This is a genomic window from Nonomuraea sp. CA-218870 (genome assembly GCF_050936535.1).
GTDB classification, from domain to species: domain Bacteria; phylum Actinomycetota; class Actinomycetes; order Streptosporangiales; family Streptosporangiaceae; genus Nonomuraea; species Nonomuraea corallina.
This window is the reverse complement of sequence record NZ_JBNJMN010000001.1, coordinates 4316048-4329496: the sequence shown is the minus strand read 5'-3', so window position 1 is coordinate 4329496 and position 13449 is coordinate 4316048. Positions and strand designations below refer to the sequence as shown.

Here is a 13449-nt window from a genome sequence, read left to right as displayed (position 1 = left end):
GTGCTCAGCCCCTTATCCACCGGTTGCGGCATCGACGATTATGTCAAAGTCGACCTCTGAGCCGCTGTAATCCTGGACCAGCCGACCCGCGCGCAGGACCACGACCCGGTCCGCTATCTCGCAGGCCAAGCGCAGCTCCTGCTCCACCAGCAGGACCGTCGTCTCTGCCGCGGCCGACATCCGCGCGATGGTGGCGTAGAGCTGGGTCACGATCGACGGCGCGAGCCCCAGCGACGGTTCGTCGATCACCAGCAGCCGCACGGGGCGGAGCATGGTGCGGCCCAGCGCCACCATCTGCTGTTCGCCGCCCGACAGGTTGGTGACCGGCTGGTTCCGCCGTTCGGCCAGGACCGGGAACGCGTCGAAGACCTCGTCGAGCCGGCCCAGCGCCGCGGATTCGACGCCGAGGGTGAGGTTGTCGAGCACGCTCAGACTGGTGATGAGACCACGTCCTTCGTGCACGACGGCGATGCCGCCGTCACGCACCCGGCGGTGGCAGGGCAGCGCGTCGATGCGGCGGCCCTCCCAGCTGATCTCCCCGCGGGACTTCACCAGCCCCAGCACCGATCGCAGCAGCGTGGTCTTGCCGGCGCCGTTGGTGCCCGCGATGGCGAGCTTCTGGCCCGCCGGGACGGTGAGGTCGATGTCGAACAGGACCTGGGTGGAGCCGTACCAGGCCCCGACGTTGTGAAGATCAAGCATCGTTACGTCCGAAGTAGGCGCGGAGAACGGCGGGATCGGCGAGGACCTCGGTCGGCGTGCCGCGGGCGAGGACCTCGCCGTTGCTGAGGACGACGGCCTCCTCGCACGCCCTCCTGACCAGGTCGACGTCGTGCTCGACGAGCATGACGGTGGCTCCGGTGGTGCGTTGCGCCTGTTTGATCGCGTCGAGCAGCAACCGGCGGCTGGTGACGTCCAGGCCCGCGGCGGGCTCGTCGAGCAGGAGCAGGTCGGGTTCGGCGGCGAACGCGCGGCCCACGTCGACCAGCCGCCGCGCCCCGAAGGGCAGGTCCTGGACGTCCCGGTGCAGGAGGTCGGACAGCCCGAGGACCGCTGCCACCTCCTGGGCCGCCTCCAGGTCGCGGCGTGCCTGGCGGCGGCCGGTGCGGCTGCCGCCGATCTGGCGCAGCAGCCCGACGGTGCGAAAGCGTTCCCGGCCGAGCAGCAGGTTGTCGAGCACGGTCAGGTCTTCGAGCAGGCGCACCTGCTGGAAGCTGCGCAGGATGCCCGACCGTACCCTGGCCACGGTGCTCGTGCCGGTCAGTTCCCGGCCGCGGAAGCGCACCGAGCCGTGCTGCGGTGTGATCACCGCGGAGATGACATTCATGATCGTCGTCTTGCCGGCTCCGTTGGGCCCGATCAGGCCGAACAAGGAGCCTTCGGGCACGTCGAACGACACCCCGCCCAGGGCCCGCACGCCGTTCACCGTGACCCGCACGTCACGTACTTCCAGCACGGCCGGGGTCGGGCCGGCCTGGTCGGTGGCCATCACGACGAGCTCCGTTCAGCGGCCGGGGTCAGGGGAGGTGGAGGTGCGGCGCCGCGGCGTCCCACCCGGTCGCGGATCCCGTCCAGCACGCTGGCGATGCCGCCGGGCAGCACGACCAGCAGCAGCATGAGCACCGCCCCGTTGACGATCGGGTAGGCGTTGGGGATGCCCAGGCGGGCGAACAGCTCGGGCATGAGCACGACGTACGCGGCTCCCAGCCACGCGCCGTGCGCCCGCCCCGTACCGCCCAGGATGAGCGCGACGAGCAGATTGAGGGAGGAGAACACCGTGAAGCCGGCGGGGGTGACACTCCCGGCCACGTGCGCGAGCACGACGCCGGCGAGCCCGCCCAGCATCCCGCTGAGCATGAAGGCGATCAGCTTGGTGCGGACGGTCGACACGCCGGCCGACTCCGCGAGCAGGTTGGAGTTCTTCACCGCCGCCATCGCGCGGCCGATGGGATTACGTTGCAGGCGGATCACGAGCCAGGTCGCCAGCAGCGCGATCACGGCCGCGAGCCCGTAGCCGACCAGCGGGTCGGCGGTGGTGATCGCGCCGAACCCGCCGGGGTTCACCAGGAGCCCCTGGGTCCCGCCGGTGACCGAGGCGAAGGTGGTCAGGCCCCACTGGAAGAGCTCGACGAACGCGAAGGTCAGGATCGCCAGCCGCAGCCCGGACACCCGCAGCGCCGGGAGCCCCACCAGGATGGCGGCGAGGCCGGCGACCACGGCGGCGGCGATCAGCTCGACGCCGATCGACACCGAGGTCGTGCGCGACATCCAGGCCGCGGTGTACGCGCCGATGCCGATGAAGACCGCCTGGGCGACCGACAGCACGCCCGCTCGCCCGAACACGATGTCCAGCCCGATGATCGCGGTCACGTAGACCAGGATCATCGTCGCCTGGTACAGGCTGAAGGAGTCGAGCAGCAGCGGGAGCACCGCCAGAACCGCGAGCAGGAGGACAGGGCGCAGCGCGCGGGCAGGTGATCGTCGGTCAGGCACGGGCTTCCCGCCCTTCGGAGAGGTAGCTCCGCGGCGCGAAGGCGAGCACCACGATGATCAGTGTGAACACGGCGGGGGTCACGGCCTGCGCCCCGAGCAGATAGACGACGAACGCCTCGTAGACGCCGAGCCCGAAGGCGAACGCCAGCGGGAGACCGAACCGGTTGAGCCCGCCGAGGATCCCCGCGATGAACGCCTTCATCGCGAAGGGCGTCATGTAGTACGCGTCCACGCTGGTCCGGCTGGCGACCAGGATCCCGGCGACCGAGGCGAGGATCGCGGCGAGCGCCCAGGTGGCCACCCGCACGCGGGCGGACGGGATGCCCAGTGACTCCGCGACGGCCCGGTTCTCGGCGACGGCGTTCAGCATCGCGCCGACCCGGGTGCGTCGGCGCACGAGCGACAGGCCCAGCACCGACAGCAGCGCCACGACGATCGTCACCAGGTCGCTCAGGTTCACGGCCAGCCCGCCGAGGTCGAAGACCGTCCGGCTGCCGAGGGTGAGGTAGGACTGAGTGCGTCCGCCGAGCACGTTCTCGGCGACGGCCGTGGCCAGCAGGAGCAGGCCGAGCGTCGCCACCAGGTCGGAGCCGACCTGCCGGTCCGACGCCCGCTGCAGGACGAGCGCGTCGAACAGGACGGCGACGACCACCGCCGTCAGGACCGCCAGCACGATGGCGACCAGGGGGTTCACGCCGAGCTGCTGGTAGAGGTACCAGCTGAGGAAGGCCGCGATCATGCCGAACTGGCCGTGCCCGAAGTTGACGGCCTTGCTGACCTGGTAGATCAGCAGGATGCCGGCGAGGAGGAGGGCGTAGACACCTCCGGTGGCGGCTCCGCCGATCAGCAACGACAGTTCGGACATCAGCGGCCGGCCGTCCGGGAAGCCGGCCTGACCGGGCGGGTGGCCCGGTCAGCCCGATCAGGTGTGCGCATGTCAGCGGCCGATCGCCGTGAACGGCTGCTCGGTCACCGTGCCGCTGTCCTTGATCGCCTCGATCCCGGCGGCGCGGACGCCCTGCCGTTCCTGAGGACCGAAGGTGATCGGCGGGATGACGCCGGTCTCGAAGTCCTTCATCTGCTGCAACGACGCCTCGAAGCACGACCGGGTGAGGGCTTCGGCCTGCTTGAGGGCTTCGGCCGTCACCAGCGCCTGGACGTAACCGACGGTGTTCCAGCTCGTGGGCGCCTTGCCGCCGTGGGCGGACGTCCAGTCGCTGACGAACTGCTTCACCTTCGCGTCATCGGACTTCTCCAGGTTCGCCAGCTTGCTGGGGGCCAGGAGTCCCTGCGCGACCGGCCCGAACGCCTCGATCCAGCCGGAGTCGAGCATGTCCGACTGCGCACCGACGCCGGGCTTGTAGCCGATCTTCTGCATGGCCGTGATCGCGTTGCCGACGTCGGGCGGGGTCGCGAGGAACAGGACGTAGTCGGCGCCGGCCTGCTTGAGCTGCTCGGCGATCGGACGGTAGTCGGTGGTGTTCGGCTCGCTGCGCACCACGGTCTTGAACTCGAGCCCTTCGGCGTCGAGCACCTTCTTGGCGCCCGCCAGGGCGTCCTCACCGACGTCCCCGTTCATCGCCAGGATGGAGAAGCTCTTCACGTTCCGCTTCTCGACCAGGAACCGGGTCAACGCCTCGAACTCGTCGGAGAAGTTCGTCCACAGCATGTAGACGTAGGGGTTCTGCATGGTGCCGATCTGGTTCGACGGCGCGTACGGAGCGACGGCGGGGATCTTGGCCTGGTTGATGTAGGGCAGCCCGCCGACGAAGTTCTGGGTGCCGACGCCGCCCGAGATGGCGAACACCTTCTCCTGGTCGACCAGGCGCCGCACGTTCTGCAGGGCCACGTTGGGCTGGTACTGGTCGTCCAGGACGGTCAGCTTGATCTTCCGGCCCTGGATCCCGCCCTCGGCGTTGATCTTGTCGAAGTACCACTGCTGGCCTTCCAGCGCCGGCTTCGCGGCGGAGGCGCTCGGCCCGCTCAGACCGGACGTGACGCCGAGGTTGATCTCGGACTCGGTCACCCCCGGGCTCTTCTCGGCAGTGTCGCAGGTGCTCGGTGCGGCGCCGGCGGCTTGGCCGCCGGCGTTGTCACGTTCCACGCCACAGCCGGTCACCATCAGCAACAGCGACGTCGCGGTGACCGTCAACCCGGTCAGGCGTCGGTCTCGTCGGGGCACGATTCCTCCTCGAATCTGGTTGTACTCGGCCGGGTCGGCGCGGCCTGTGGCCTGCGACGGGGGGTCACAGGGTGATCTCGCTCCCGTGGACGGGGGCGGGCTGGGGGAGCCATCCGAAACGCCGCTCGTAGGTCTCGGCGATCGCGATCAGCCGGTGGTCGCTGAAGTGCGCGCCGACCAGCATCGCGCCGACGGGCAGTCCGTCGGCCTCGGCGGCGGGGATCGACAACGCCGGATGGCCGGTGGCGTTGTGCAGGGGGGTGTTGTCCAGCATCGTCCAGCCGCGCAGCGCCTTGGCGAAGTCGTCGGCGGTGGGATCGACGCGGTGCGCGTAGTGGCTCGCGGTCGGCATGGCGATCACGTCGACCTGGGCCAGGGCCTGGTCGTAGGCGGTCCGCAGGGCGGGGATGCTGCTCTGCGCGGTCGCGTAGATCGCCCCGAAGTAGCGATCGCGCAGATACTCGCCTATCGCCGCGACCGCCTTGAAGGACCCGGGCATCTCGTCGCCGTAGGCCGCCACGCCCTTGCCGAACGCCTCCCGCTGTTCGGGCGCGTAGCGGCCGGAGAAGTGGTAGCCCTCCCCGTTTCCGTAGACGGTGGCCGCGACGCCTTCCAGCAGGGCGGCGAACATGATCGACCCGGCCACCTCGTGCTCGGGAACGGAGATCTCGACGAGTTCGGCCCCGAGTTCGGCGAACCGTTCCCACACCCGCTCCACCGCCGCGAGGGTCTCGGTCCTGCCTTCGTGTCCGTCGTCGGGGAACCGCGTCCCTTCGGTCAGGATGCCGATCCGCAGGCCGCGAAGGTCGTCTCCGGCCGTCCTGACCGCCTCGACGAACGGCAGCTCCGGCACGGGCGCGGCCTGCCGGGGGTCGGACGGGTGCGCGCCCGACACCGCGGCCATGGCGATCGCCATGTCCGACGCCGTCCGGGTGAGCGGGCCGACGTGATCGAACGTACGGTCCAGGGAGGCGAGCCCGGTGTAGGGCACCAGCGAGAAGGTCGGCTTGAGACCCAGCACGCCGCACCAGGATGCCGGGAGACGGATCGAACCGCCCTGGTCGGTGCCGAACGCGATGTCGACGTGGGGGTGGAAGAGCACCGAAGCCGATCCCCCCGACGATCCCGAGGCTGTACGGCCCAGGTCGAAGGGGTTGCGGATCGGGCCGAAAGAACTGGTCTCACCGCCGCCGGAGAACGCCAGCGCCTCCAGGTTGGTCATCGCCACGATGCGTCCTCCGGCGCGCAGCACGCGCTCGGTGAGGACGGCGTCCGACTGCGGCGTGCTGTTCTGCATCACGCGTGAGCCCACGGTCATGGGCACGCCGGCGACGGCGATGAGGTCCTTGAGCGCGACGCGTTTCCCGGCGAGCAGGTCGCTGGTGCGCTCGGCCTCGTCGGCACGCACGTCGACCCAGCGCAGCACCGCGTTGCACGGGTCTTCCCCGGGGAGAGGGGGGCGGCCGGCGTTCCGCGGTCCCGCGACCACGCTCGGCCGCGGCACCAGGGGGCCGACCAGTTGCTGGAACCGTTCCACGCGCGAGAGGACGTCGCGGGCCAGCGCGTGGAACCCGTCCAGTTCTTCCTCGCCCACGGTGAAACCGACACGTTCGGCATACCGGTTGATCTCTTCGCGCCGAATGTCTCGAATCATCGCCTCGGCCTTCACATTGTGAAACTCGCATTCGATTGATGGCATTGAAGGGGTGACGGTTGCCGACTGTCAAGGGGGAGAACGCGAGAACCTTTTCTTGCAGGTCTCGACGCTGCTCTGCGAAGGAGGCGGTCAAGAAGGTGGCCTTTCCGGCAGCGGACGATTGCTCTCCGCTACACCCTTGACGTGATCTGAGCCGCTCCCCCATCCTTTACTCACTCATTTTGAATCGACATTTCACATAGCGAAAGCAGGGCGAGATGAGCGTCGATACCCCGGCCGACGAAGGAGGCCGGCCGAGCAACGGCAGCCTTGAGGGGTTGCGGGTCGTGGAGGTCGCCACCATGCTGGCGGCGCCGTTCTCCGGGATGCTGCTCGCTGATCACGGCGCCGACGTGGTGAAGGTCGAGATGCCCGAGGTCGGCGACGGCATCCGGCAGTGGGGGCACAAGAAGGACGACATCGCCCTGTATTGGAAGGTCCTGGCGCGCAACAAGCGCACGGTGACCCTCGACCTGCACGAGGAGGCCGGCCGCGACCGGCTCAGGCGCCTGCTCGCCGACGCCGACGTCCTCATCGAGAACTTCCGGCCCGGCACGCTCGAACGCTGGGGGTTGTCGCCCGACGGGCTGCGGGCCGCGAACGAACGGCTGGTGGTGCTGCGGGTCTCGGGATGGGGCCAGGACGGGCCCTACGCCGAGCGTCCCGGGTTCGGCACGCTCGTCGAGGCGTTCAGCGGATTCGCGCACATCAACGGCTGGCCGGACCGGCCCCCCACCCTGCCGCCGTTCGGCCTGGCCGACTCCATGGCCGGCATGATCGGGGCGTTCGGCATCCTGTGCGCCCTGCGGGAACGGGACCGGAGCGGCCGCGGCCAGGTGATCGACCTGGCCCTCTACGAGCCGATGCTCGCCGCCCTCGGCTCGCTGGTCATCGACTACGACCAGCAGGGCATCGTGCAGGACCGGATGGGCAACCGCACGCCCTTCAGCGCCCCGCGCAACGCCTACCAGGGCAAGGACGGCGGCTGGTTCGCGATCTCGGCGAGCAACCAGAACACCGCCACCCGGCTGCTCACCACGATCGGCCGCCCCGAACTGCTCGACGATCCGCGCTTCGCCACCAACACGGTGCGGACGGCGCACCAGGACGAGCTCGACGAGGTGATCTCGTCGTGGGCCGAGCTCCGTACCCGCGACGACGCCATCGCGGAGCTCAACGCGGGCGGCGTGCCGGTCGCGCCGGTCAACTCGGTCGCGGACATCGTCGGCAACGAGCACGTCGTGGCGCGGGGCTCGCTGATCCGGGTCCCCGACGACGAGCTCGGCGAGGTGCTCGTGCAGGCGCCCGTGCCCCGGCTCTGCGACACGCCCGGCCGGGTGCGGTTCCTCGGCCGCCCGCTCGGCTCCGACGACGACCAGTGGACCGGCGGCCTGTGGAGATGACCCGCCGGATCTTCGTCACCCGCCCCGTCCCCGACCACATCGCCTGCTCTCTGCGCGCCCGCGGCGCGAGCGTGGAGGGCTACGACGGAACCCTGCCCATGCCCCGGGCGGACCTGGAGCGAGCGGTCCGCACCTTCGACGCGGTGATCGTCACCATCTCCGAGCGGGTCGACGCCGACCTCATCTCCCAGGCCCCGGCGGACGGGCCGCTGCGCGTGCTCGGCACCCTGTCGACCGGCACCGACCACATCGACCTCGGCGCCGCGGCCCGTCAGGGCCTCCAGGTACGGCGCGTGCCCCCGGCGATCACCTCGGTCGCGACCGCGGAGCTCACCCTGGCCCTGACGCTGGTCACCGCCCGCCGCCTGATCGAGGCGTGGAACGACCTGCGCGCCGGGTCCTGGACCTCGTGGATGCCCTACCAGTGGACGGGCGGCCTGCTGGCCGGCCGGTCGCTCGGCGTCCTCGGGCTCGGCGCCATCGGCGGACTGGTCGCCGGCTACGGCCACGCCCTCGGCATGCGGGTCCGGTTCACCGCCCGCTCCCCGCGCGAGGAGCTGCCGCCCTGGCTGGAGCAGGTCCCCCTCGACTCCTTGCTCGCCGCGTCCGACGTGCTGAGCGTGCACGTCCCGCTGACAGGCGAGACGGCCGGCCTCATCGGCGAACGTGAACTGGACCTGCTGCCGCGGGGCGCGCTGCTGATCAACACCTCACGCGGCGGCGTCGTCGACGAGGACGCGCTCCTCGCGGCACTCGACGGCGGACGGCTGGGCGGGGCGGGCCTGGACGTCTTCGGACGTGAACCCGTCGACCCGCGGCATCCGCTGGTGCGGCACCCGAGGGTCGTCGCCCTCCCGCACATCGGCAGCGCGACGACCTCGACGCGCGACGACATGATGCGCAGCGCGGTCGAAAGCACCCTGCGGGTGCTCGACGGGCTCTCGCCGGCGGAGGAGACCGTGCCGCCCGGCTTCGATCGAACGGTGGACAGGAGGCCCGCCAGGTGACGAACAGCACCGACCCCACGCCCGAGCGCCGTGTGCCGGACGAGGGTTCGCCGGACGAGATCGTGGTAGCCGCGGACATCGGCGGCACGTTCACCGACATCGTCGCGGTCCGCGGGCAGCACATGCTCGTCGGCAAGTTCCCCACCGACTACGACGACCTCAGCAGGCCGGTCCGGGACGGCGTGGACCTGGCGCGGCGCGCCCTCGGCGGCCCGGACGCCAGGGTCGGCACGGTCATCCACGCGACCACGGTGGCCACCAACGCGGTGCTGGAACGCCGCGGCGCCAAGGTCGGCATGCTGACCACCAAGGGCTTCGCCGACCTGCTGGAGATCGGCAGGCTCAGGCGCGCCGACCCCTACGCCCTCGACCATCGCAAGCCCGCCCTGCTGGTGGACGTCGATCTCGTCGCCGAGATCGACGAGCGGATCGACGCCGCGGGCAAGGTGGTGACGCCTCTGGACGAGGCGCAGGTCGAGGAGGCGGCCCGCCGCATGGTGGCCGGCGGGGCCGAGGCGGTGGTGGTCGGCTTCCTGCACTCCTATCTCGACCCCGCCCACGAGCGCCGCGCCGCCGCGGCCGTCGCGAAGGCCGCCCCCGGCCTCCCGGTGGTGACCTCGGCCGAGATCATCCCTGAGGCCCGCGAGTACGAGCGCATCAGCACGGCGGTGATCGCCGCCTACCTCGGGCCGGTCGTGCGGCACTACCTGCGCCGGCTGGCGGACCGCCTGCGCGACGAACCCCCCGTCGACCAGCTGTGGGTCATGAAGTCCAGCGGCGGGCTGGCCACCGCCGACCACGCCATCACCCACCCGGAGGAACTGGTGGAGTCCGGCCCCGCGGCCGGGGTCATCGCCGCTGCGTGGGCGGCCCGCCGCGCCGGTGTGCGGACCGCCGTCGGGTTCGACATGGGCGGGACGACGACGAAGGCCGCCCTGATCATGGACGGCACCCCCCGGGTCAACCATGACTACGAGATCGGCGGGGCGGCGCACTCGGGGGACTTCCTGCGCAAGGGCACCGGGCATCCGCTGCGCTCCCCGGTCATCGACCTCGCCGAGATCGGGACCGGCGGCGGCAGCATCGCCTGGCTCGACGCGACCGGCGCCCTGCGGGTCGGGCCGCGCAGCGCGTCGTCCACGCCGGGGCCCGCCTGTTACGGACGCGGCGGTGACCTGCCCACCGTCACCGACGCCGACCTCGTGCTCGGCTATCTCGACTCGGCCCCGGCCGAGGAGGCGGGCGGCCTCGGCGTGCTCCGCCGTGACCTCGCGGAGGCGGCGCTGAGCACGCTCGTCTCCGCCGGCGCCGCCGGATCGGTCGTCCACGCCGCCTCCGGCGTGTTCGAGCTGGCGGTCGCGCAGATGGCCGGGGCCGTCCGGCTGGTCTCCCTCGCCAAAGGGGTCGACCCACGCGAGCTGACCCTGATCCCCAGCGGCGGGGCGGGCCCGGTGCACGCGTGGGCGATCGCCCGCGAGCTGGGCACGAGCACGCTGCTGTTCCCCGCCTTCCCCGGCGTCGCCTCGGCCCTCGGGCTGCTCCAGTCGGAGGTGCGCGTCGATCTGGCCGTCGGGGTCCGCGCACGGCCGGCCAAGAAGGCGGACCGCGCCCTGCTCGCCGCCCACCTGGACCGCCTGACGTCCGAGGCGGCCGCGCAGGCGGATGAACAGGCGCCGGGACGTGAGCTGAGCTCACTCACGGCGCAGCTGGACATGCGCTACGCCGGACAGACCTACACGATCCCCGTCGACCTCGACGGCACCCGGCTGCCGGCTACCGACGACCTTCTCGCCCGCTTCGGCGCTGCCCACCGGGCCGCCTACCACCACGAGACCCCGTCACGGGACGTCGAGGTCACCACCGTCCGCGTCACCGCCACCGCGCCGTCCGGCACCGTCGAGACCACCCCCCGGTGGGCGGCCGTGCCGGCCCCCGCGGAACGCACCGTGATCTTCGACGGAGTGCCGCACCAGGCACGCGTGGTCCAGCGTGCCGACGTCGACGCGGCCGGGCTGACAGGCCCGGCGCTGGTGATCCAGGTGGACACCACCATCGTCGTGCCGCCAGGGGCGCGCGTCCGGGCCGTCGGCGACGGTTCGCTGCTGGAGATGAGGCTGCCGCCCGCCGACGGCACAGACGAGGAGGAGACCAGATGACCGGCACGGCGAAGTCCGCCGTCACCCTGCAGGTTTTCGGCAACGCGCTGCACGGCCTGGCCAACGAGCTCCAGGTGTCCATGATCAGGGCCGCCTACTCCCCCATCATCAAGGAGATGTTCGACTGCTCGGCCGGGCTCATCTCCCCCGACGGCGAGTACCTCGCCCTCGCCGACGGGATCCCGCTGCAGCTCGGCGTGCTGTCGACCGTGGCCCGCGAACTGGCGCCCTTCGCCCGGGACCTCGGGCCCGGCGACATTCTCGTCACCAACGACCCGGCCACCGGCTCGCCCCATCTCAACGACTACCTCACCGTGGCCCCCGTCCTCGTGGACGGATACCTCGCCGGCTACGTCTCCACCCTCATGCACCACGCCGACGTCGGCGGCAAGACGCCCGGCAGCATGCCCGCCGACGCCACCGAGATGTTCGCCGAGGGCATGCGCTGTCCTCCCGTACGACTCGTACGGGCGGGCCAGGTCAACGAGGAGCTCATGAGCGTCCTGCTGGCCAACAGCAGGCTCCCCGGCAGCATGCGCGGCGACCTCGACGCGCAGATCGCGGGCACCCTTGTCGGCGTCGAGCGGATGACCCAGCTCGTCCGCCGCTACGGCACCGCCGTCTTCGACCGGCTGCGCCGGGAGTATCTCGACTACTGCGAGGCCCTGGTGCGCGCCGAGCTGAAGGAGTTCCGCCCCGGCACCTACGCCGCCGCGCGCGCCCTGGAGCTGCACCACGACCCGGACAGCGCGCCCGAGCTCGTACGCGTGCACGCCGAGGTCGGCGTCGCCGACGACGGCACACTCGCGATCGACCTGTCCGGCTCCGACCCGCAGATCGCCCTGCCGTTCAACGTCGTGCTGTCCAACAGCCGGTCGGCCGCGCTGGTCGCGCTGCGCTGCTTCCTGTCCGACGAGCTGCCCATGAACGCCGGGATAGAACGGTGCGTGCGCGTCACCTGCCTGCCGGGACGGGTCACCAACCCCGAGCTGCCGGCGCCGGTCGGCGCACGCGCGGCACTCGCCGCCCTGGTGAACGAGGCCATGGTCGACGCGATGGGGCAGGCTCACAGCGGCGTCAGGGCGGCAGGCAGCAGCGGCGGCACCACGATGCCGTACGTGTGGGCCCACGCGGACGGCATCCTCATCGACAACTCGACGACCGGCGGGATGGGCGCGACCTCCCGGCGGGCCGGCGCGAATGTGGTGGACAACTGTGTGACCAACGCGATGAGCTACCCCAACGAGGTGCTCGAACAGGATCATCCCGTCCTGATCGAGGAAGTCCGCCTGCGCCGCGGTTCCGGAGGCGGGGGCCGCCACGGCGGCGGGGACGGGCTCGTCCGCCGGGTGCGCTTCCTCGCCGACGGCGTCCTGTCGCTGCGGGGCTACCGGACCCTCAGCGGTCCGCCCGGCGCCGACGGCGGCGCTGACGGCGCGGTGTCCCGGTGGACCCTCATCCGCGACGGCCAGGAGCGGCCGCTCGCCCCCCAGCAGACGGGGATCACGACCCTGCCCGGCGACGTCCTGCTGATCGAGACGCCCGGCGGCGGAGGCTTCGGCTCGCAGGAGGAGACCGCTGATGAAGCCTGACCACGATCGGCTGTGCCGGGCGCAGTCGCTGCTCTTCGTGCCCGGCGACCGTCCGGACCGGTACGACAAGGCTCTGGCCGCCGGAGCCGACGCCGTCATCGTCGATCTCGAGGACGCGGTGCGGCCCGCCGACCGGCCGCGGGCCCGCGGCCACCTCGCCGACCTGCTCCAGCGGACTCAGGCCACGCCGCTCCCCGTCCTGGTCCGGGTGAACGACGTCCGCACCGGCGAGCTGGCCGCCGACCTCCAGAGCGTCGTCCGGGCCGGGCTCGGCGGCCTCGTCGTGCCCAAGCTCGACCCGGACTCGGCTGCGGACACCGACCGGCTGATCAGCGAGGCCGAACAGGCACGAGGGCTGGCGCCGGGCTCGGTCCCCGTGCTCGGCATCGTCGAGACGGCCGCGGGGCTGCTGCGGCTCGCCACCCTGCCGCGGCTGCCCGCGCGGGTCGCACGGCTCGCCTTCGGGGCGGGCGACTTCTCCGCCGACACCGGCGCCGCCTGGCTGCCCGGCTCCCCATCGCTGCTCGCGGCCAAGTCGATGATCGTATGGATCTCCACGGCCCTGGGCCTTGCCGCGCCCGTCGACACCGCGTTCCCCTGGGTGAGCGATCTCGACGGGCTGCGTACCGAGTCCGACCAGGCCGCGGCCGTCGGCTACCTGGGAAAGTTCTGCATCCACCCCGCGCAGATCGAGACCGTGCACGCCGCGCTGCGGCCGTCGCCCGAGCAGGTGCGGAAGGCCGAGGCGGTCATCGAGGCGCTGTCGGCGTCCGGCGCCGCCGGGGCGCAGCTGCTCGACGGCCAGCTCATCGACGAAGCCGTGGTCAAGTGGGCACGAGGTGTGCTCGCGATCGGCGGCCTGCCGCCCCGGGCTTGACAGAAACCACCACTACCCCCGGCCCGGAGGGCCACAGGAGAGA

At 71.6% G+C, this 13449-nt stretch carries 11 protein-coding genes; 5 read left to right on the top strand and 6 right to left on the bottom strand.

The features are described from left to right. Positions 1–12: 12 nt before the first annotated feature. The 6 genes from ACQEUU_RS20935 to ACQEUU_RS20910 form a co-directional block, all read right to left on the bottom strand. Positions 13–702 (bottom strand): ABC transporter ATP-binding protein, encoded by a 690-nt coding sequence (locus ACQEUU_RS20935; RefSeq protein ID WP_270154819.1) that lies wholly within the window; start codon positions 700–702, stop codon positions 13–15. Then, positions 695–1489 carry an ABC transporter ATP-binding protein gene (locus ACQEUU_RS20930; protein ID WP_433071915.1) on the bottom strand — a complete coding sequence of 265 codons (795 nt, stop codon included), beginning with the start codon at positions 1487–1489 and terminating at the stop codon, positions 695–697. The genes ACQEUU_RS20935 and ACQEUU_RS20930 overlap by 8 nt, the downstream gene beginning before the upstream one ends. Then, positions 1489–2493, bottom strand: coding sequence for a branched-chain amino acid ABC transporter permease (locus ACQEUU_RS20925; protein ID WP_433068333.1), 1005 nt, complete (start codon positions 2491–2493; stop codon positions 1489–1491). Before ACQEUU_RS20925 ends, ACQEUU_RS20930 begins: the two co-directional genes overlap by 1 nt. Continuing rightward, positions 2486–3358, bottom strand: coding sequence for a branched-chain amino acid ABC transporter permease (locus tag ACQEUU_RS20920; protein WP_433068331.1), 873 nt, complete (start codon positions 3356–3358; stop codon positions 2486–2488). Before ACQEUU_RS20920 ends, ACQEUU_RS20925 begins: the two co-directional genes overlap by 8 nt. A gap of 72 nt (positions 3359–3430) precedes the next feature. Next, on the bottom strand, positions 3431–4675 hold the full coding sequence (locus tag ACQEUU_RS20915) for an ABC transporter substrate-binding protein (RefSeq protein WP_433068329.1): 1245 nt from the start codon (positions 4673–4675) through the stop codon (positions 3431–3433). A gap of 64 nt (positions 4676–4739) precedes the next feature. Next, positions 4740–6269 (bottom strand): amidase family protein, encoded by a 1530-nt coding sequence (locus ACQEUU_RS20910; RefSeq protein WP_433068327.1) that lies wholly within the window; start codon positions 6267–6269, stop codon positions 4740–4742. A 320-nt stretch (positions 6270–6589) separates the two neighbouring features. Here ACQEUU_RS20910 and ACQEUU_RS20905 point away from each other — a divergent pair, with 320 nt between their 5' ends. Genes ACQEUU_RS20905 through ACQEUU_RS20885 form a run of 5 tightly spaced genes read left to right on the top strand, consistent with a single transcriptional unit; the run spans position 6590 to position 13406 of the window. Beyond that, positions 6590–7774: a CaiB/BaiF CoA transferase family protein gene (locus ACQEUU_RS20905; protein ID WP_433068326.1), complete on the top strand. Its 1185-nt coding sequence runs from the start codon at positions 6590–6592 to the stop codon at positions 7772–7774. Then, the gene (locus tag ACQEUU_RS20900; RefSeq protein ID WP_433068324.1) at positions 7771–8781 is read left to right on the top strand and encodes a 2-hydroxyacid dehydrogenase; all 1011 of its coding nucleotides are present in this window, start codon (positions 7771–7773) and stop codon (positions 8779–8781) included. The genes ACQEUU_RS20905 and ACQEUU_RS20900 overlap by 4 nt, the downstream gene beginning before the upstream one ends. After that, on the top strand, positions 8778–10937 hold the full coding sequence (locus ACQEUU_RS20895; protein ID WP_433068322.1) for a hydantoinase/oxoprolinase family protein: 2160 nt from the start codon (positions 8778–8780) through the stop codon (positions 10935–10937). Before ACQEUU_RS20900 ends, ACQEUU_RS20895 begins: the two co-directional genes overlap by 4 nt. Next, positions 10934–12529 (top strand): hydantoinase B/oxoprolinase family protein, encoded by a 1596-nt coding sequence (locus tag ACQEUU_RS20890; protein WP_433068321.1) that lies wholly within the window; start codon positions 10934–10936, stop codon positions 12527–12529. Before ACQEUU_RS20895 ends, ACQEUU_RS20890 begins: the two co-directional genes overlap by 4 nt. Then, the gene (locus ACQEUU_RS20885) at positions 12519–13406 is read left to right on the top strand and encodes an HpcH/HpaI aldolase/citrate lyase family protein (protein WP_433068319.1); all 888 of its coding nucleotides are present in this window, start codon (positions 12519–12521) and stop codon (positions 13404–13406) included. Before ACQEUU_RS20890 ends, ACQEUU_RS20885 begins: the two co-directional genes overlap by 11 nt. Positions 13407–13449: the final 43 nt, after the last annotated feature.